General features: G+C 56.6%; 21 protein-coding genes and 5 tRNA genes. 7 read left to right on the top strand and 19 right to left on the bottom strand.

The window, feature by feature from the left end; all coding sequences use genetic code 11:
- Window positions 1–37: 37 nt before the first annotated feature.
- Together tyrA and ACORQT_RS03970 are read right to left on the bottom strand one after the other, a co-directional pair.
- On the bottom strand, window positions 38–1,159 hold the full coding sequence (gene tyrA / locus ACORQT_RS03975) for a bifunctional chorismate mutase/prephenate dehydrogenase (protein WP_033641292.1): 1,122 nt from the start codon (window positions 1,157–1,159) through the stop codon (window positions 38–40).
- A gap of 3 nt (window positions 1,160–1,162) precedes the next feature.
- Entirely contained in the window at window positions 1,163–2,239 is a 1,077-nt protein-coding gene (locus ACORQT_RS03970; RefSeq protein WP_016929016.1) for a 3-deoxy-7-phosphoheptulonate synthase, read from the bottom strand.
- Window positions 2,240–2,734: 495 nt separating this feature from the next.
- Here ACORQT_RS03970 and ACORQT_RS03965 point away from each other — a divergent pair, with 495 nt between their 5' ends.
- From ACORQT_RS03965 to ACORQT_RS03950, 4 genes are all read left to right on the top strand, one after another.
- Entirely contained in the window at window positions 2,735–3,499 is a 765-nt protein-coding gene (locus ACORQT_RS03965; protein ID WP_033641933.1) for a DUF481 domain-containing protein, read from the top strand.
- A gap of 243 nt (window positions 3,500–3,742) precedes the next feature.
- Complete coding sequence (locus ACORQT_RS03960; RefSeq protein WP_033652732.1) at window positions 3,743–3,964, top strand: HP1 family phage holin; 222 nt, start codon at window positions 3,743–3,745, stop codon at window positions 3,962–3,964.
- On the top strand, window positions 3,948–4,463 hold the full coding sequence (locus tag ACORQT_RS03955) for a lysozyme (protein ID WP_072626768.1): 516 nt from the start codon (window positions 3,948–3,950) through the stop codon (window positions 4,461–4,463). The genes ACORQT_RS03960 and ACORQT_RS03955 overlap by 17 nt, the downstream gene beginning before the upstream one ends.
- A gap of 64 nt (window positions 4,464–4,527) precedes the next feature.
- Window positions 4,528–4,755: an ogr/Delta-like zinc finger family protein gene (locus ACORQT_RS03950; RefSeq protein WP_033641912.1), complete on the top strand. Its 228-nt coding sequence runs from the start codon at window positions 4,528–4,530 to the stop codon at window positions 4,753–4,755.
- Window positions 4,756–4,898: 143 nt separating this feature from the next.
- On the opposite strand, the gene rplS is transcribed toward ACORQT_RS03950, so the two are convergent.
- The 5 genes from rplS to ffh form a co-directional block, all read right to left on the bottom strand.
- Window positions 4,899–5,255, bottom strand: a complete 357-nt coding sequence (gene rplS / locus ACORQT_RS03945) for a 50S ribosomal protein L19 (RefSeq protein ID WP_015376707.1) — start codon at window positions 5,253–5,255, stop codon at window positions 4,899–4,901.
- Window positions 5,256–5,303: 48 nt separating this feature from the next.
- Window positions 5,304–6,071 (bottom strand): tRNA (guanosine(37)-N1)-methyltransferase TrmD, encoded by a 768-nt coding sequence (gene trmD / locus ACORQT_RS03940; RefSeq protein ID WP_033641911.1) that lies wholly within the window; start codon window positions 6,069–6,071, stop codon window positions 5,304–5,306.
- A gap of 52 nt (window positions 6,072–6,123) precedes the next feature.
- The gene (rimM, locus tag ACORQT_RS03935; RefSeq protein WP_019455135.1) at window positions 6,124–6,672 is read right to left on the bottom strand and encodes a ribosome maturation factor RimM; all 549 of its coding nucleotides are present in this window, start codon (window positions 6,670–6,672) and stop codon (window positions 6,124–6,126) included.
- Window positions 6,673–6,690: 18 nt separating this feature from the next.
- Complete coding sequence (rpsP, locus tag ACORQT_RS03930; RefSeq protein WP_004932501.1) at window positions 6,691–6,939, bottom strand: 30S ribosomal protein S16; 249 nt, start codon at window positions 6,937–6,939, stop codon at window positions 6,691–6,693.
- Window positions 6,940–7,153: 214 nt separating this feature from the next.
- Entirely contained in the window at window positions 7,154–8,515 is a 1,362-nt protein-coding gene (ffh, locus tag ACORQT_RS03925) for a signal recognition particle protein (protein WP_004932504.1), read from the bottom strand.
- A 169-nt stretch (window positions 8,516–8,684) separates the two neighbouring features.
- Here ffh and ACORQT_RS03920 point away from each other — a divergent pair, with 169 nt between their 5' ends.
- Window positions 8,685–9,476 carry a cytochrome C assembly family protein gene (locus tag ACORQT_RS03920; RefSeq protein ID WP_004932506.1) on the top strand — a complete coding sequence of 264 codons (792 nt, stop codon included), beginning with the start codon at window positions 8,685–8,687 and terminating at the stop codon, window positions 9,474–9,476.
- 42 nt (window positions 9,477–9,518) lie between these two features.
- Window positions 9,519–10,808, top strand: a complete 1,290-nt coding sequence (locus ACORQT_RS03915; protein ID WP_016929024.1) for an HlyC/CorC family transporter — start codon at window positions 9,519–9,521, stop codon at window positions 10,806–10,808.
- Window positions 10,809–10,873: 65 nt separating this feature from the next.
- Here ACORQT_RS03915 and luxS read toward each other — a convergent pair whose 3' ends face one another.
- The 11 genes from luxS to alaS all read right to left on the bottom strand — a co-directional run bounded on the left by luxS (window position 10,874) and on the right by alaS (window position 18,474).
- Window positions 10,874–11,389, bottom strand: a complete 516-nt coding sequence (gene luxS / locus ACORQT_RS03910) for an S-ribosylhomocysteine lyase (protein ID WP_033641910.1) — start codon at window positions 11,387–11,389, stop codon at window positions 10,874–10,876.
- Window positions 11,390–11,555: 166 nt separating this feature from the next.
- Complete coding sequence (gshA, locus tag ACORQT_RS03905) at window positions 11,556–13,118, bottom strand: glutamate--cysteine ligase (RefSeq protein WP_033641909.1); 1,563 nt, start codon at window positions 13,116–13,118, stop codon at window positions 11,556–11,558.
- Window positions 13,119–13,200: 82 nt separating this feature from the next.
- Window positions 13,201–13,629: a YqaA family protein gene (locus ACORQT_RS03900; protein WP_444859320.1), complete on the bottom strand. Its 429-nt coding sequence runs from the start codon at window positions 13,627–13,629 to the stop codon at window positions 13,201–13,203.
- Window positions 13,626–14,192, bottom strand: coding sequence for a fructose-1-phosphate/6-phosphogluconate phosphatase (yqaB, locus tag ACORQT_RS03895; RefSeq protein ID WP_033641908.1), 567 nt, complete (start codon window positions 14,190–14,192; stop codon window positions 13,626–13,628). The genes ACORQT_RS03900 and yqaB overlap by 4 nt, the downstream gene beginning before the upstream one ends.
- Window positions 14,193–14,507: 315 nt before the next feature.
- Window positions 14,508–14,584: transfer RNA gene (locus ACORQT_RS03890), tRNA-Arg, on the bottom strand.
- Between the two features lie 75 nt (window positions 14,585–14,659).
- Window positions 14,660–14,736 (bottom strand) — tRNA-Arg (locus ACORQT_RS03885).
- 52 nt (window positions 14,737–14,788) lie between these two features.
- Window positions 14,789–14,865: transfer RNA gene (locus tag ACORQT_RS03880), tRNA-Arg, on the bottom strand.
- A gap of 61 nt (window positions 14,866–14,926) precedes the next feature.
- Window positions 14,927–15,003 (bottom strand) — tRNA-Arg (locus ACORQT_RS03875).
- 5 nt (window positions 15,004–15,008) lie between these two features.
- A tRNA-Ser gene (locus ACORQT_RS03870) sits at window positions 15,009–15,098 on the bottom strand.
- Between the two features lie 310 nt (window positions 15,099–15,408).
- Window positions 15,409–15,594 carry a carbon storage regulator CsrA gene (gene csrA / locus ACORQT_RS03865; RefSeq protein ID WP_004091602.1) on the bottom strand — a complete coding sequence of 62 codons (186 nt, stop codon included), beginning with the start codon at window positions 15,592–15,594 and terminating at the stop codon, window positions 15,409–15,411.
- Window positions 15,595–15,846: 252 nt separating this feature from the next.
- A complete protein-coding gene (alaS, locus tag ACORQT_RS03860; RefSeq protein WP_042783714.1) occupies window positions 15,847–18,474 on the bottom strand; it encodes an alanine--tRNA ligase in 2,628 nt (875 codons plus the stop codon).
- On the opposite strand from alaS, the gene ACORQT_RS03855 reads away from it, so the two are divergent.
- The gene (locus tag ACORQT_RS03855) at window positions 18,424–18,567 is read left to right on the top strand and encodes a hypothetical protein (RefSeq protein ID WP_162180460.1); all 144 of its coding nucleotides are present in this window, start codon (window positions 18,424–18,426) and stop codon (window positions 18,565–18,567) included. The genes alaS and ACORQT_RS03855 overlap by 51 nt on opposite strands.
- A 40-nt stretch (window positions 18,568–18,607) precedes the next feature.
- On the opposite strand, the gene recX is transcribed toward ACORQT_RS03855, so the two are convergent.
- Window positions 18,608–19,123 carry a recombination regulator RecX gene (gene recX, locus ACORQT_RS03850; RefSeq protein WP_042783713.1) on the bottom strand — a complete coding sequence of 172 codons (516 nt, stop codon included), beginning with the start codon at window positions 19,121–19,123 and terminating at the stop codon, window positions 18,608–18,610.
- Window positions 19,124–19,143 lie beyond the last annotated feature (20 nt).

The following is a 19,143-nucleotide window of genomic DNA, read 5'->3' as shown; positions in this document are numbered from 1 at the left end:
CGGCCAAGCCGAACCCTTTACGTTTACCGCCCGCGTTTTACTGTCGGCTGTCGTTAGCCTGCCGCAACAGCGTGCGGCTCTCCACCAGGAAGCGTTGGGCGTAATCGCCGAACCAGTGCTCCACCTTGCGGAAACTGTCGATAAACGCCTGTTTGTCGCCATGCTCCAACAGCTTTATCGCCTCGCCGAAGCGCTGGTAGTAACGCTTAATCAGCGCCACGTTTTCTTCCGACGACATGATGATATCGGCGTAAAGTTGCGGATCCTGCGCAAACAGGCGGCCAACCATCGCCAGCTCCAACCGGTAGATCGGCGAGGAGAGCGCCAGCAACTGCTCCAGTTGCACGTTCTCTTCCGCCAGATGCAACCCGTAGGCGAAGGTGGCGAAGTGCCGCAGCGCCTGAATAAACGCCATGTTCTGATCGTGTTCGACCGCGCTGATGCGATGCAGCCGCGCGCCCCACACCTGCAGCTGCTCAAGCAACCATTGGTAAGCCTCCGGCTGGCGGCCGTCGCAGTAAACCACTACCTGCTTCGCCACGCTGCCCACGTCCGGGCCGAACATCGGGTGCAATCCCACCACAGGGCCGCTGTGCGCCGCCAACATCGCGTGCAAAGGCCGGTTCTTCACCGACGCCAAATCCACCAGAATACAGTCGGCAGGCAGCGTCGGCAGGCGGCTTATCACCTGCTCGGTCACATGGATCGGCACGCTGACGATCACCATGCCGGCGTCTGCCAGCAGCTGTTCCGCCTGCGGCCAATCTTCCTGATCCAATACCCTGACCTGATAACCCGACAGCGTCAGCAAGCGGTTGAACAGCCGGCCCATCTGGCCGTTGCCGCCGATGATGACGATCGGCCGCAGCTGCGGACACAGAGTTTTAAAGCCTTTATCATTCTCGCTGACGTACGATTCGCGCATCACGCGGCGCAAGACGTCCTCGATCAGATCCGGCGGCACCCCGAGGTTTTCCGCCTCCTGGCGACGCGAGGCCAGCATCGCGGCTTCGCGCTCCGGTACGTAAACCGGCAGGCCATGACGGCTTTTGACTTCGCCCACTTCCGCTACCAGATGCAGGCGTTTCGCCAGCAGATCCAGCAGCGCTTTATCCACCTCATCGATTTGATCGCGCAGCGCGGTCAGTTCTGCCACCATAACTTACTTTTCTCCCGTGCGGGCCGTCAGCGCAGCGCCGAGTTCCTGATGCATATGGCGCAACAGGGTTTCCGTACTCTCCCAGTTGATGCAGGCGTCGGTGACGGACACACCGTAACGCATGTCTGCACGCGGCTGTTCGGAAGACTGATTGCCCTCATGCAGATGGCTCTCCAGCATAATGCCGGTGATTGAGCGGTTACCCGCCTTGATCTGCTCCACCACGGACTCGGCAACCGCCGGCTGACGGCGATAGTCTTTATTCGAGTTGCCATGGCTGCAATCTATCATCAAGGACGGGTGGAGTCCCGCCTCAAGCATCTGTTTTTCACAGGCCGCAACGTGCTCAGCGCTGTAGTTCGGCGTTTTGCCGCCGCGCAGGATCACGTGCCCATCCGGGTTGCCCTGAGTCTGCAGCAGGCAAACCTGACCTGCCTGGTTAATGCCGACGAAGCGATGCGGCATGGCAGCGGCGCGCATGGCGTTGATGGCGGTGCCCAGGCTGCCGTCGGTGCCGTTTTTGAACCCGACCGGCATCGACAGGCCGGATGCCATTTCTCGGTGGGTCTGAGATTCGGTGGTACGCGCGCCGATCGCCGACCAGCTGAACAAATCGCCCAGGTACTGCGGGCTGTTCGGATCCAACGCTTCGGTAGCCAACGGCAAGCCCATGCCCACCAGATCCAGCAACAGGCGACGCGCGATATGCAAGCCTGCTTCAACGTCAAACGAACCGTCCATGTACGGATCGTTGATCAAACCTTTCCAGCCGACAGTGGTTCTGGGTTTTTCAAAGTAGACGCGCATAACGATATACAGCTGATCGCTCAAGTCAGCCGCCAGGGTTTTCAAACGACGGGCGTAGTCCAGCGCCGCATCCGGATCGTGGATCGAACAAGGCCCACACACCACCAACAGGCGATGATCGCGCCCCTGCAAAATGTTGGCGATGGTGTTACGCGCAGTGGCGATTTCATTTTCGTCGTCGGCGCTGAGCGGGAACTGGTTCTTCAGCTCCTCCGGCGTGATGAGAACCTGTTCTGCACTGATGTGTACGTTATTGAGCGCGTCTTTTTGCATGATGCTATTCCTGTCGTTTGGCGTTATGCGTTGAAATGGAACATTGAGCGTTTCAGGGGTCTACCCTATCACGATATGTAAAGTTTTCAATCCATTTTCCGTAAATAAAAGATTACCGTCATTATCTTGATTAAATCACCTTTGAACAAGGGTTACTGAAATTGGTTTAACTACAACAAATACAACTAATTAAACAAATAAAAAACCCATCACCACGCTATAACCCCTCCTGCCTAACAAAGCCACTTATCGTAAACATATTTGTACATTATATTTTACAGCGAGGATGCACGCCCCATCTCGGCACCGGCGGCCGGGCGAAGCAGGATCAGCACGAAATGCCGTTGAAAGCGATGAATTTAAGTAGAAGAAAAGCGAATAAATGAGGGATAAAAATTAAAAACTTAAGCTAATGGCGGCTATTTTTGTCGCCGAAATGAACCGATATAATGTGACCGTCATCAACAATAATCACCCTTAACAACTGGATCCAAGATGCTCTCTTCCCGCGCTCGTCGCGCTTTTCCGCTGTATATTTGCTGCTTAACGACTTTCACCAGTGTTTCAGCCCTTGCCGACAATACGCTTTTCACCGCGATGGACGATCCGGCCACCGCCAAGAAACCGTTCGAAGGCAACGTGCAGGCGGGCTACAACGCCCAGTCCGGCAACTCGCAGAGTTCCACTCTGTTGGCCAACACCAACATGACCTGGTTCAACACCGACGCGGCGTACAGCCTGTGGGGGGCGGCCAACAACACCACCTCCTCCAACGTGCGCTCGTCCGAAAAGTATCAGGCCGGCGGCCGTACGCGCTATAACCTGACCGATCGCAACTACCTGTTCGGCCAGGCCAGCTGGCTGAGCGACCGTTTCAACGGTTACGACTCACGCTCCACGCTGACCAGCGGCTATGGCCGTCAAATCCTCAACGGGCCGCTCAGCGACCTGCGGGTGGAATTCGGTCCCGGCGTGCGCCATGACGAATACCATGGCGGCGGCCGCTCGACCAAAGGGCTGGCCTATGGCGCGGCCAACTATTCCTATCAGCTCACCGACAACACCAAGTTCATTCAGGGCGTCTCCGCACTGGCGAACGAAGAAACCACGCTGAACTCGGAAAGCGCGTTGAACGTGGCGATCAACGATCGCTTTTCACTGCGCGTAGCTTACACTGTGACCTACAACAGCAAGCCACCGGCCTCCGCGCCGAAGAACACCGACACGACAACCTCGGTCACGCTGGTCTACGGCCTGTAACCTGCCCGCCCATTATTTCTCGAAGCCCATCATCGATGGGCTTTTTTATGCCTGCAGTCACCTTTTGCACAATCTGCTAAAAATATTCACCCCACCCATTGACGACTTTAGCAAATAGCTTAATACTGTATGCATATACAGTGATTATTATACGGGCCAGGAGCATGACGGATATCGATAGCGAGCTGCCACGCATCGATACCTTCGGATCCCGAGGTTCTGTAAACGAAGCGAGCATAAGCTATGGAGAAAATCACCTCATTCATCACCTATGCCATGGCGCTGTTCCTCGCCTGGCTGGGCAAACTGTCTCCGCAGGACATTGCCTTTTTAGTCGGCGCCGCAGTAGGCATCGGCACTTTCCTGGTGAACTGGTATTACCGACGTAAAAGCCTGCAGATCTTGAAGGCTATTGAGCGCAATGCGGCATCACGGAGGAAAATTTTCGATGAGTGCAATCGTTAAACGCTGCAGCGTCGCCGCCGTTTTAGCCATCGCCGTGTTGTTGCCGTCGTTCGGCGAGCTGCAAACCTCAGAAACCGGCCTCAGGCTGATCGCCGATCTCGAAGGTTGCCGACTGTCTCCTTACCAGTGCAACGCCGGGGTATGGACACAGGGCATTGGGCACACCGCCGGCGTCATCCCGGGCAAGGCGATAGATGAACGGAAAGCCGCTGTGGATTTGGTAGACGATGTTCGCCGCACCGAGCGCGGCATGGCCGCCTGTCTGCCGCAAACGCTCTCGCAAGAAACCTATGATGCGGTGATCGCCTTCGCCTTCAACGTGGGTATCAGCGCCGCCTGCCATTCCACGCTGGTCGCGCTGCTGCAGCAGGGTCAGTGGCAGCAGGCCTGCGATCAGTTGCCACGCTGGGTTTATGTAAATGGAAAGAAAAACAAGGGGCTGGAACAGCGACGCGCCATGGAACGCGCACTGTGCTTGCAAGGTATTGCCTCATCATGACGGGCTCGCTCGCCTAAGTAGTGATGCCACAACAATTTCACTTAATTTGTTCAAGGGGGTTCTTATGATGCACTGTCCATTATGCGGTCACGTGGCCCACACTCGCTCCAGCCGCTATCTGAGCGAGTCGACCAAAGAGCGTTACCATCAATGCCGCAACATCAATTGCAGCTGCACGTTCGCCACGCACGAATCCGTCGCGAGGGTGATCGTCAAACCTGGCGATGACATTATCCCGGCGCAGCCTCACCCGCCGGAGAGTCAGCAGAAACAAAGCGCCGCGGCGCTGTAATGCAAAAAGCCTGCTTATGCAGGCTTTATTAAGTTGGCGATGCGCAGATGAAATCTCGCAAATGCAACCTGTCGAGGTTTTAAGATAAAAAAAGGGGTTGGCATAGGCCAACCCCTGATAACTATTAACTTTTGGATGCAGCGTTAGTTAACGCGGTTCAGACGCTCTTTGATACGAGCAGCCTTACCAGTACGTTCACGCAGGTAGTACAGTTTAGCTTTACGAACGGCACCACGACGTTTAACAGTAATGCTGTCGATTACTGGGGAGTGAGTCTGGAATACGCGCTCAACACCTTCGCCGTTGGAAATCTTACGAACAGTGAATGCAGAGTGCAGACCGCGGTTACGGATAGCGATAACCACGCCCTCGAATGCCTGCAGACGTTTTTTGCTACCTTCAACGACCCATACCTTCACTTCCACGGAATCACCCGGACGGAATGCAGGTACGTCTTGTTTCATCTGCTCTTGTTCAAGTTGCTTAATAATGTTGCTCATAATATGTCTCTTACCCTAGGTAAACTGATATATCGGTCCCGTCTGATGTCAGACGTTTCCTTCATAGTCCTGTTGCCTGGTCTGATGTTCCCGTTGGAACTCAGCCAGCAACACCGCTTGCTCGTCAGTCAGAGCTAGGCTTTCTAGAAGTTCAGGTCTTCTAAGCCAGGTTCGGCCCAGCGACTGCTTTAAGCGCCAGCGACGTATCTCGGCATGGTTGCCCGACAGCAGAACCGGCGGTACTTCCATTCCTTCCAACACCTCGGGGCGGGTATAGTGCGGGCAGTCCAGCAATCCATCGGCGAAAGAGTCTTCCTCCGCTGAGGCCTGATGGCCCAGCACACCCGGTATGAAACGGGCGACTGAATCAATCAGGGTCATCGCCGGCAGTTCCCCGCCGCTGAGAACGTAATCGCCGATTGACCATTCTTCGTCAATTTCGGTTTGGATTACGCGCTCGTCTATCCCTTCGTAACGGCCGCACACCAGAATCATCTTCTGATTGGCCGCCAGTTCGCACACGCCGGTTTGATCCAGCTTGCGCCCCTGAGGTGACAGATAAATCACCTTTGCTCCCTCGCCTGCCGCTGCTTTCGCCGCATGAATGGCTTCCCGTAAAGGTTGCACCATCATCAGCATTCCCGGGCCACCGCCGTAAGGGCGATCGTCCACGGTACGATGCCGGTCGTAGGTGAAGTCGCGCGGACTCCAACACTGCACGCTCAGCAGGCCATTTTTTACTGCCCGGCCAGTCACCCCGTAATCGGTGATAGCGCGGAACATCTCAGGAAACAGGCTTACAATACCGATGAACACAAGCCAATCCCCTTACCGTTATTCCACTTGCTTCGACCGTTTGATCCGGGGGTCAAAAACCAGGATCCCAATCTGCCTCAATCACGCGGGCAGTGAGATCGACTTTCTTGATAACCTGCCCATGAAGAAACGGAATCAACCGCTCCTTCATGCCGAACGCATCTTTCAGGTTCGCTTTCACAACCATCACATCGTTCGAGCCGGTTTCCATCATATCGATGACTTTACCCAGCTCGTAGCCGGCGGTGGTGACTACCTGGCAGCCCATCAGGTCTTTCCAGTAGTAATCGTCACCCTCCAGCGGAGGAAGTTGCTCAGAATCCACCATAATCTCGCGATTGGTCAGCAGATTCGCCGCGTCCCGATCGTCAATGCCTTTGACTTTGATGATCAGATCCTGACTGTGGCGCTTCCAGTCTTCCAACTCGATATGCTGCCACTGACCCGCCTGCTGGATAAACCACGGCTGATAGTCAAAAATGCTTTCGGCGTTCTCGGTGGATGAAAACACTCTGAGCCAACCACGAATGCCGTAAGCGGACCCCATTTTACCGAGTACAATCGGCTGCTTAGGCGCTACCGGTTTGAGTTGCTTGCTCATTGCCACCACCGCGACAGATTAAGCTGCTTTCTTAGCGTCTTTGATCAGCGCGTGAACGCGATCAGAAACGGTTGCACCCAGACCAACCCAGTGCTCGATGCGGTCCAGGTCCAGACGCAGTGCTTCAGCCTGACCGGAAGCGATCGGGTTGAAGAAGCCTACGCGCTCGATGAAACGACCATCACGAGCGTTGCGGCTGTCGGTCACTACTACTTGATAGAACGGACGCTTTTTAGCGCCGCCACGTGCCAAACGAATTGTTACCATAACATCCTCTTTAGTTAATAAAACAGCCGGGCCCCATTGAGGGACGGGGCCCGGTTGCAATATAAAAAGCCCGAAAATTTTACTCATTTTGGCGCAAAAAGCAATCTAAAGCGTCGATCGCAGGGGACAACTTTTGCAGCCTGTCAAATTTCGGGCGGTTTTCACCGCGAACGGCGAATGCTGAAAGCGCCCGCACTCGGCGTGCGGAGGCCCGTCAGCGGCCTGGGAAGCCCGGCGGCATCATACCTTTCATGCCACGCATCATCTTCGCCATACCGCCTTTCTTCATCTTCTTCATCATACGCTGCATTTCGTCGAACTGCTTCAGCAAGCGGTTGACGTCCTGCACCTGCATGCCGGCCCCCATCGCGATGCGGCGCTTGCGCGAGCCCTTGATGATTTCCGGTTTGGCGCGCTCTTTCAGCGTCATCGAGTTGATGATCGCCTCCATGCGCACCAACACTTTGTCGTCCATCTGCGACTTGACGTTATCCGGCAGCTGGCCCGCGCCCGGCAGCTTGCTCAGCATATTGGCCATGCCGCCCATGTTGCGCATCTGCTTGAGCTGCTCCAGGAAGTCGGTCAGATCGAAACCGTCGCCCTTCTTCAGCTTGTTGGCCAGTTTCTCCGCCTGCTCGCGGTCGACCTTGCTTTCGATATCTTCGATCAGCGACAGCACGTCGCCCATGCCCAGGATGCGTGACGCCACGCGATCCGGATAGAACGGCTCCAGCGCTTCGGTCTTCTCGCCGACGCCGAGGAACTTGATCGGCTTGCCGGTGATGTGGCGGATGGACAACGCCGCACCGCCGCGCGCATCGCCGTCGACCTTGGTCAGCACCACGCCGGTCAGCGGCAGCGCTTCGTTAAACGCCTTGGCGGTATTGGCGGCGTCCTGGCCGGTCATGGCGTCGACCACGAACAGGGTTTCCACCGGCTTGATGGCCGCGTGCACCTGTTTGATCTCGTCCATCATCGCTTCGTCAACGTGCAGACGGCCGGCGGTATCGACGATCAGTACGTCATAGAACTTCAGCTTGGCCTGCTGCAACGCGCGGTTGACGATGTCGATCGGTTTTTCTTTGACGTCGGACGGGAAGAAATCGATGCCGACACCTTCCGCCAGCGTTTCCAGCTGTTTGATCGCCGCCGGGCGATAAACGTCCGCGGAAACCACCAACACTTTCTTCTTCTGTTTTTCTTTCAGGAACTTGCCGAGCTTACCGACGCTGGTGGTTTTACCGGCGCCCTGCAGGCCCGCCATCAGCACCACGGCCGGCGGCTGAGCCGCCAGATTCAGCTCGGTGTTGACTTCGCCCATCGCGGCGATCAGCTCACCCTTGACGATCTTGACGAACTCCTGCCCCGGCGTCAGGCTCTTGTTGACTTCATGGCCAACCGCGCTCTCTTTTACGCGGTTGATGAAGTCGCGCACCACCGGCAGCGCAACGTCCGCTTCCAGCAATGCCATACGCACTTCACGCAGGGTTTCCTTGATATTTTCTTCGGTCAGCCGCCCGCGGCCGCTGATATTGCGCAACGTGCGCGACAATCGATCGGTTAAATTTTCAAACATCGTCTCATGCTCAACGTGTAATGACAGGCCGCTCCGGCGACACAATTGCGCCGATGATAACACGAAGCGAGCAGGATCTCTGCCTCAGCGTTGGAGATAGGTTGGAGTGAAACGCGCGCAACGTTATACTGACACTCCAATTAACCACGCCGAAGCAAAATTAAACGCTATGCCAGTTTTCTCCATTGTGGCTTTGATGGCCTACCTGCTCAGCCTTGGACTGATCATTCCCAGTTTGTTGCGGAAGAATAGCGCATACCGTCGGCTTGCCCTCGTCTCGGCGGTGGTGGCGCTGATTTGCCACGCCATCGCGCTGCAGCAGCGCATCTTTGACGTCAGCGCCGGGCAGAATCTCAGCCTGCTGAACATTGGTTCCATCGTCAGCCTGATCATCTGCTCGGTGATGACCTTCGTCGCTTCGCGCGATCGCGGCTGGTTCCTGCTGCCAATCGTCTACAGCTTTGCGATGATCAACCTGGCCTTCGCCAGCTTTATGCCCGGCGAGTTCATCACTCACCTGGAGGCCAGCCCGGAACTGATGGTGCATATCGGCCTGGCGCTGTTCTCTTACGCCACCCTGATCATCGCCGCGCTCTATGCCTTGCAGCTCGCCTGGCTCGACTACCTGTTGAAAAACAAGAAGCTGACCTTCAGCGCCGACATGCCGCCGCTGATGAGCATTGAGCGCAAGATGTTCCATATCACCCAGATAGGCGTGGTGCTGCTGACGCTCACTCTGTGCACCGGCCTGCTGTACATGGATAATCTGTTCAGCAAAGAGAACGTGCATAAAGCCGTGCTGTCGATCATGGCCTGGTTCGTGTATATCGTGCTGTTGTGGGGCCACTACCATGAGGGCTGGCGCGGCCGCCGCGTCGTCTGGTTCAGCTTCGCCGGCGCCTTCCTGCTGACGCTCGCCTACTTCGGCAGCCGTCTGATTCAGCAGGTGATGGTGCGCTAGGCCAGCCTGGCTCAATTCTCCCTCTCTATAAGGAATACTGCATTGGAGCATGTGTCGACGGGGACCCTCATCATTATCCTGGTGATCATGATCGTGGTCTCCGCTTACTTCTCCGCCTCCGAAACCGGCATGATGACGCTCAACCGTTATCGCCTGCGTCACCTGTCCAAACAGGGCAACCGCTCGGCGCGTCGGGTCGAGAAGCTGCTGCAAAAACCGGATCGGCTGATCGGCCTGGTGCTGATCGGCAACAACCTGGTCAACATCCTCGCTTCGGCGCTGGCGACCATCGTCGGCATGCGGCTGTATGGCGATCTCGGCGTGGCGATTGCGACCGGCATACTGACTTTCGCCGTGCTGCTGTTCGCCGAAGTGCTGCCGAAGACCTTCGCCGCACTCTATCCGGAACGCATCGCCTTCCCCAGCAGCGTCCTGCTGGCCCCGTTGCAAAAGGTGATGTTCCCGCTGGTCTGGCTGCTCAACGGCATCACCAGCCTGACCTTACGCCTGTTCGGCATTCGCACCAACGTGCGCATCAGCGACGCCGTCAGCAAGGACGAGCTGCGCACCATCGTGCGCGAATCCCAGTCGCAGATCTCCCGCCGCAATCAGGACATGCTGATCTCGGTGCTGGATCTGGAAAAGGTGACGGTCAACGACATCATGGTACCGCGCACCGAGATCGTCGGCATCGACGTCAACGACGACTGGAAGTCGATCATGCGCCAGCTGACCCACTCGCCGCACGGCCGCATCGTGCTGTATCGCAGCTCGCTGGACGATGCGATCGGCATGCTGCGCGTGCGCGAAGCCTACCGCCTGATGACCGAGAAAAAAGAGTTCAACAAAGAGAACCTGCTGCGCGCCGCCGATGAGATCTATTTCGTTCCGGAAGGCACGCCGCTCAACGTGCAGCTGGTGAAATTCCAGCGCAACAAAGAGAAGGTCGGCATCGTGGTCGACGAGTACGGCGACATTCAGGGCCTGGTCACGGTGGAAGACATCCTCGAGGAGATCGTGGGCGATTTCACCACCTCGATGTCACCCACGCTGGCGGAAGAAGTCACGCCGCAGAGCGACGGTTCGGTCTTGATCGACGGCACCGCCAACGTGCGCGAGCTGAACAAGGCCTTCAACTGGACCTTGCCGGCCAACGAGGCTCGCACCGTCAACGGCATGCTGCTGGAAGAGCTGGAAGAGATCCCCGAAATCGGCACCCGGGTGCGCATCGGTCATTACGATATCGACATCCTCGACGTGCAGGGCAACATGATTAAACAGGTGCGGGTCACGCCGATCACCTCGCTGCAGTCCAGCGTCGGCCATCATTAGTCCTCGGCCAGAACGTAAAAAAGACGCGAAATCGCGTCTTTTTTTATTTTGCGGGCCACGCACGACTAGATATGCAGTTCCTGCAGCTTCTCTTTCGGCAGCGCCAGCTCGTCGTTGTGGTTCACCACCACGCCGTGATCCAGAATGTGCTTGGCGATTTCCTGCGCTTCTTCCAGCGAGTGCATATGGTAGGTGCCGCACTGGTACTCGTTAAGCTCAGGGATCTTGCGCTGGTCGGTCACTTTCAGCACGTCGGCCATCGCCGCTTTCCAGGCATCGGCAACGCGCTGCTCTTCCGGCACGCCGATCAGGCTCATGTAGAAACCGGTGCGACAGCCCATCGGGGAGATGTCGATAATTTCCACGCCCTGGCCGTTCAGGTGGTCACGCATAAAGCCGGCGAACAGGTGCTCCAGCGTGTGAATGCCGCGCTCGGGCATCACTTCCAGGTTCGGGCGGCAAAAGCGCAGATCAAACACCGTGATGGTATCGCCATGAGGCGTTTTCATGGTTTTTGCAACGCGGACAGCCGGAGCTGCCATACGGGTATGATCGACGGTAAAGCTATCCAGCAATGGCATTTCGCTACCTCCTCGTAAAAGAGCATTTATTTCGAAACTTTTTTTCCTAACCGGGAAACCTTTTCCAACCCTGCGAGTCTGAGTATGTGAAAGACGCGCATTTGTTATCATCATCCCTGTCATCAGAGATGCATATTTGGCCACATTGATGTGGCCTTTTTCTTTTTCAGCTTCCGCCGTTTTGCTTCAGGAACGCTTCAAAGCTTAGCGTATCATTGGCTTCTATGTCGCGTTGACGCTGCCACGAGGCTTCTCGCTCTTTATCCAGCTCGGCTTCGTTCAGGATTTCCAACGGTTCTTCCAGCAATGTCTGGCGATACTGCTCCGCCAGCTGCAAACCGACGCGCCCGGTGCCTTCCGCCTTCATGGCCTTGAGAATGCGCGCGGAGAAGGTCAGCTCAGGATCGTCAAACGCGGCGACCAGCTCATCGCACACCTGCTGGTATTGACGATCGCCGGCTTCGCCGTCCAGCACTTCCGCCACCCGACGCAGATCGGCGAACAGCGCCTTGCCGACTTTCTCCAGCGGCTCATGGCTGGCGCCACAGCCGATGCCGATGGTCTGGCCCGGCTTGCGCCCTTCGAGGATCACCCGGTTCCAGTTCTTGCGCGTGCACAGCAGCTCATCGCTGCTCATCTCCGGCGCATCTGCCAGCGCGCACCACACCAGGAACAGATCCAGGAAACGCGCCTGCACCGCATCCACGCCGATCGGCGAGAATGGGTTGATGTCCAGCGAACGCACTTCAATGTATTCGATACCGCCACGCAGCAGCGCGTCCGACGGCGTCTCGCCGCTTTGGGTCACGCGCTTTGGCCGGATCGGCGCATACAGCTCATTCTCGATTTGCAGAACGTTGCTGTTCAGTTGCAGGTAGCGATCGCCCTCTTTCACGCCCAGCTTGGCGAACTCTTCGGAAGGCGTGGCGATCGCCCGCTTCAAACCGGCCACATAGCTGTGCAGATCGTTGAAGGTGATGCCCAGATTACTCTGCGATTTATTGGTATAACCCAAGTCGCTCAGGCGCAGCGAAGTGGCGTACGGCAGGTAGCACATCCCCTGCTCGGTGCGCTCGAACGGCAGATTGGTCTCGCGCCCTTTGAGGAACGAAGAACAAATGGCCGGCGATGCGCCGAACAGATACGGGATCACCCAGCCGAAACGGTAATAGTTGCGGATCAGGCGGAAATAACCGGCCGAGATCTGCTCTTTACCGCTTTCTGCGTCCTGCACGCCGGCCCAGGCCTGCCAAAACTCCAACGGCAGCGAGAAGTTGTAGTGCACGCCGGAAATGGTCTGCATCAGCGCGCCATAGCGATTCTTCAGCCCTTCACGGTACAGCGTCTTCATGCGGCCGATGTTCGACGAACCGAACTGCGCCAGCTCGATGTCCTGCTCGGCTTCGATAAAGCACGGCATGCTGAGCGGCCACATGCGCTCATCGCCAATGTTGCGCGCCACGTAGCGATGAATATCGCGCAGGAACGTCAGCAAGTGATCGATATTGTCATCAACCGGCGTAATGAACTCTAACAGCGCCTCGGCGAAATCCGTGGTGATCCAATGGTGCGTCAATGCCGCCCCCAGCTTTTCCGGATGCCCGGTGGTCGCCAAGGTGCCGTTCGGCGTGACTCGCAGCGTTTCACGCTCGATGCCGCGACGAATGCCTTTTAATGCCTGGGGATGGGCTTCCAACCAAGAAAGCGCCTGTGATACGTCCGGGATCAAATTGACCTCCCGCTTCTAAAAACAATAACTCGTAAGCATACTGAATCCGCACCCGAGAGAATATTGAGTTATATTCACTTGGTTACTGCCACCAGGCGATGCCCTGTACCGTTATCATAGCCAAAACGATGTAACGCAGCGCCTTTCCGATACACAGAAACAGCGCGACAGAGCCCCAGGGCATGCGCAGCCAACCTGCCAACACGCACAACAAATCGCCCACCACCGGCACCCAGCTGAGCAACAGCGCAGCCGGGCCAAAGCGTTGCAGCCACCCGAGCGCCGTTGCCAGCCCCCGCTGTGGTTTCAACGCCGGTAACAGGCACCCGATAATGACATTGGTCAAGCCACCCAGCGTATTGCCCAGGGTCGCGGCCAGCACCAGCAACTCCGGCGAGACGCGACTCTGGGTCAGCAAGGCGACCAGAACGATTTCTGAATTTCCCGGCAGCAGCGTCGCACTGAGGAAGCTGCTGCCAAATAACGATATTACGGCTAGCGTACTACTCACAGCGTACGAACGTCTACCACAGCCATGCCGGCATTTTTTGCCGCCTGAATGCCAAACTCGGCGTCTTCAAACACCACGCATTTTTCCGGCGGCACGCCGATCAGTTCGGCACAGCGCAGGAAGGTATCCGGCTCCGGTTTATGGCGCTGTACATCGTCCGCACCGACGATCGCGTCGAAGCAGTTGAACAGGCCGAGATGACGCAGCAGCATTTCCGCCATGCGGTGCTCGCTGCCGGTGCCGACCGCCATCGGACGGCGGCCGTGATAGGACTTCACCACCTCGATCAATGGCAATGGACGCACGCTATCCAGCAGCATCGCTTCCACCGCGCGCGTTTTCTCCGCCGCCAGGTGATGGGGATCGAGATCGGCCTGATGGCTGGCGATAATCGCCTGAGCGATGCGCCAGGTCGGTGAACCGCTCAGCGCCACCATGGCCGCTTCATCAAACGTCATGCCATAACGGGACAGCACTTCGCGCCACGCTTTACGGTGCGTTGGCTCAGTGTCCAGAATCGTGCCGTCCATGTCGAAAATAAGACCCTGATAGCGGTCGTACATCGTTACTCCATGATCGTTGAGGAAAGAAAACTACTTTAGCGTAAAGCCGTTGGGTTGTCGCTGACTGCGTCATAGCGGAATGTGCTGTGATCGATCGGATGCAAAGAAGGAAAGGGGTGAAGAGAGAATGGCTAAATGCTGAAAAGCGAAAAACCCGCCAAGGCGGGTTTCTCTTAGATGGTGCATCCGGGAGGATGATTCGGCGCCAACGCCTCACCCTGCGGGCCGTTGCTAAAGCAACGTTATCCTCCCCAAGGACACTTTCTTTTTACCACCCGCATGACGATTTCTCTTCGCGATACGGGAGGTTAAACATGGTGCATCCGGGAGGATTCGAACCTCCGACCGCTCGGTTCGTAGCCGAGTACTCTATCCAGCTGAGCTACGGATGCATGACTGTTTTTGCCGCTTGCCTGTTTCACGAATAACAGAAAAGCAAAAACCCGCTAAGGCGGGCTTCTCTTAGATGGTGCATCCGGGAGGATTCGAACCTCCGACCGCTCGGTTCGTAGCCGAGTACTCTATCCAGCTGAGCTACGGATGCATTACTATTTTTACCGCGTGCCGGCTTTGCTAATAAAACCAGACTTGAAGAATGGTGCATCCGGGAGGATTCGAACCTCCGACCGCTCGGTTCGTAGCCAAGTACTCTATCCAGCTGAGCTACGGATGCACAGGAATTCTTTTTTGATACCGTATGGTACGTTGTTACTACCCCACCATACTGCAAAATATGGTGCATCCGGGAGGATTTGAACCTTCGACCGCTCGGTTCGTAGCCAAGTACTCTATCCAACTGAGCTACAGATGCAATTAAGGTGAGACGGGGATTCGAACCCCGGATGCAGCTTTTGACCGCATACTCCCTTAGCAGGGGAGCGCCTTCAGCCTCTCGGCCACCTCACCATACGCTTCTTTCGAATTGTGCCTAACTTGCTTTGGAGAAGCTCATCGGCACTGCGTGGCGCACATATTACTTTCTCCGACTTTTAAGTCAAACAATTTTTCCCAACTCATGCGCGTTTGCACAATTCGCACCCAACATGGGCGATTTCACGGCAAAAAGGGCGTTTTATCAACAGGCAACCGCAACGTCTGCAGCAATAAAGCAGGAAACTAACCGGGAAAATAATCACGAAAAAGAGAGGGGAGAACGAAAGAAGTGGGTAAAACGATGCAGTAGCGTCTCGTCTGGCAACGAGACGCTGCTTCGGAATCAGTAAGTCGTCTGCTGAGACTTCTCTGCCTGAATGCGCTGATAGATTTCTTCACGGTGAACTGAAACCTCTTTGGGGGCGTTCACACCAATACGCACCTGGTTGCCTTTTACCCCTAGCACAGTGACCGTAACCTCATCGCCAATCATGAGGGTTTCACCAACTCGACGAGTCAGAATTAACATTCTTTGCTCCTTGAAAGATTAAAAGAGTCGGGTCTCTCAGTTTCCCCGTCATTATCCATCATATGTGGTGAAAACGTAAGCCGCGCAATCCACAATAAGTGTAAGCAGACTTGGTCCCACCTCAGATAATGGTAAGTTTAGCCGACCAGAAAAACTTTGTTCCCGCAATTGTAACTAAATTGTGTTAGCACAGTATGAAAACGCCATAATCAACAAAGTATTATGGCGTTTGTCCGTGCTATTTATTTATGTTCACAGCTTTGAGGCCACCCAGGCTTCTACGCTGTTTAACGCCGCTGGCAGGGCGTTGATATCCGTCCCCCCCGCCATCGCCATATCAGGGCGACCACCGCCCTTGCCGCCGACCTGCTGCGCCACGTTGCCGATCAACTCGCCAGCTTTCACGCGGTCAGTCAGATCCTTGGTCACGCCCGCGACCAGGCTGACTTTGTCATCAGCCGTCGTCGCCAACACGATAATGGCCGAACCCAATTGATTTTTCAGGTCATCCACCATGGTGCGCAGCATTTTGGCTTCGACATTGTCCAACTGGCTAACCAACAGCTTCACGCCGTTAACCACTTTCGCCTGGCTGGACAGCGACGCGCTTTCCTGCGCCGCCTGCTGATCTTTCAGCTGCTGCAGTTCTTTTTCCAGCACGCGCGTGCGATCGAGCACCGAGCGCACTTTATCGGTCAGGTTGTTGCTGTCGCCCTTCACCAATTGAGCAACGTCTTGCAACAAATCGCTTTGCTGATGCAGCGTAGCGATAGCGCCAGCGCCGGTCACCGCTTCAATACGGCGGATGCCCGCCGCGGTACCCGATTCGCTCAGAATGCGGAACAGGCCGATATCACCGGTGCGGCTGGCGTGGGTGCCGCCGCACAGCTCGGTGGAGAAGTCGCCCATGGTCAGCACGCGCACGTTGTCGTCGTACTTCTCGCCGAACAGCGCCATCGCCCCCTTCTCTTTGGCATCTTCCAACGCCATCAGCTCGGTCTGCACCGGCAGGTTACGACGCACCTGCTGGTTAACCAGATCTTCCACCGCGCGAATTTGTTCCGGCTTCATCGCTTCAAAATGCGAGAAGTCGAAGCGCAGGTATTTGTCGTTAACCAGAGAGCCTTTCTGCGCAACGTGCTCGCCCAACGTTTGGCGCAGCGCGGCGTGCAGCAGGTGGGTCGCGGAGTGGTTCAGACGGATGCTGTTGCGGCGCTCGGCGTCGATCTGCGCATCCACGCGATCGTTCAGCTTCAGCGAACCTTGCGCCAGCTTGCCTTGATGGCCGATAGCCTGACCGTATTTCTGGGTGTCGTTGACCACAAACTCGGCGCCGGCGGCTTTCAGCACGCCTTTATCGCCGACCTGGCCGCCGGATTCACCGTAGAACGGCGTCTCGTCCAGCACCACCACCGCCTCTTCGCCGGCGTTGATCTGCTCGACCGGCTGGCCGTCACGGAACAGCGCGATGACCGTCGCCTGCTGCTCGTCGTGATCGTAGCCGCTGAACTGGCTGCTGCCGTCCACGCGGATCAGGCTGTTGTAGTCGGCGCCGAAGCCGCTGGATTCGCGCGCGCGGCGACGCTGTGCTTCCATCGCTTCTTCAAAGCCCGCTTCGTCGACTTTCAGACCGCGTTCGCGGCAGACGTCAGCGGTCAGATCCACCGGGAAACCGTAGGTATCGTACAGACGGAAAGCGGTTTCGCCGTCCAGGGTATCGCCCTGCAGCTTGGCCAGCTCTTCGTCCAACAGCGCCAGGCCACGCTCCAGCGTGCGGGCAAACTGCTCCTCTTCGGTTTTCAGCACCTGTTCCACCAGCGATTGCTGGCGTTTCAGCTCGTCGGCCGCCGGACCCATCACTTCGATCAGCGGCGCCACCAGCTTGTAGAAGAAGGTGTCTTTCGCGCCCAGCATGTTGCCATGGCGGATCGCGCGACGAATGATGCGGCGCAGCACGTAGCCGCGGTTTTCGTTAGACGGGATCACGCCGTCCGACACAAGGAAGGCGCAGGAACGAATGTGGTCGGCGATAACGCGCAGGGATTTGTTATCCAGATCGGTCGCGCCGGTCACTTTCGCCACGGCGGCGATCAGGGTGCGGAACAGGTCGATCTCATAGTTGGAGTTCACATGCTGCAACACCGCCGCGATACGCTCCAGACCCATACCGGTATCCACCGAAGGTTTCGGCAGCGGCAGCATGGTGCCGTCGGACTGACGGTTGAACTGCATGAAAACGATGTTCCAGATCTCGATGTAGCGGTCGCCGTCTTCTTCCGGGCTGCCCGGAGGGCCGCCCCAGATGTGATCGCCGTGATCGTAGAAAATCTCGGTGCACGGGCCGCATGGGCCGGTATCACCCATCTGCCAGAAGTTATCGGAAGCGAAAGGCGCGCCCTTGTTATCGCCGATGCGGATAATGCGCTCGGCCGGTACGCCGATTTGCTTCTGCCAGATGTCGAATGCTTCGTCATCGGTTTCATACACGGTGACCCACAGTCTCTCTTTCGGCAGGTTGAACCAGTTTTCACCGGTCAGCAGTTCCCACGCGTAGCTGATAGCGTCGTGCTTGAAGTAATCGCCGAAGCTGAAGTTGCCCAGCATTTCAAAGAAGGTGTGGTGACGAGCGGTATAACCGACGTTTTCCAGGTCGTTATGCTTGCCGCCTGCGCGCACGCAGCGCTGCGAGGTGGTGGCGCGGGAATAGGCGCGTTTGTCGAGCCCCAGGAAAACATCCTTAAATTGGTTCATGCCGGCATTGGTAAACAGCAATGTCGGATCATTGTTAGGCACCAGGGAGCTGCTTGCTACAACCTGATGACCCTTACTATGAAAGAAATCGAGAAACGCTTGACGGATCTCAGCGGTGCTCTTGCTCATAATTTTCCTGGAAAGGCTAGAATAACGACACGTGAGCCGGTGGCGCGTCATCCCGACGATGACAACCAGCTCACGAACAAAAAGTGGGGATAAGATAAATTTTCTTCAGAGGGAAGTAAAACCCCGTGTGCGCTCATTGCGCAAAATCACGGTAAATTGACTGAATTTCTTCCTGGAAGAAGCCGCGATAGAGCAGATAACGCTGCACTTTGGCTTTCTCTTTCCAGTCGGTTGGCAACGCATCGCCAAATTTTCGCTGCGCCACCTGTTTCGCCTGTTCGCACCAGTCGATATCGCATTCCGCCAACGCGTCCTGCACCAGCGCTTTATCCACGCCCTTTTGCATCAGTTCGCTGCGGATGCGCTGCGCGCCATAACCTTTGCGGCTGCGGCTGCCGATGTAGCTGTGGGCGAAACGCTTATCGTCCAGCCAGTTGTGCTGGTAACAGTAGACGATAACCTGCTCGATCAGCGCGGGATCTACCGGCTCTTCGGCTACCGGCGGCGGCGATGTCGGCGCATGCGGCCCCTTGCCGCCAAACCGGGCTTTCGCCACAAACGGCTGCGCCGCAAGTTTGCGGCGCAGTTCAGCTTCACTATGATCGCGTTGCGACAGCAGGCGCATGGCGCGGCTTAGCAAGTCATTCATCATTCAAGCCTGAATTCAGG

This window comes from Serratia sp. (in: enterobacteria) (genome assembly GCF_052400455.1).
Lineage (GTDB): Bacteria > Pseudomonadota > Gammaproteobacteria > Enterobacterales > Enterobacteriaceae > Serratia > Serratia ureilytica.
The sequence above is the reverse complement of the archived record's forward strand: the minus strand, read 5'-3'. Positions and strand labels throughout refer to the sequence as shown.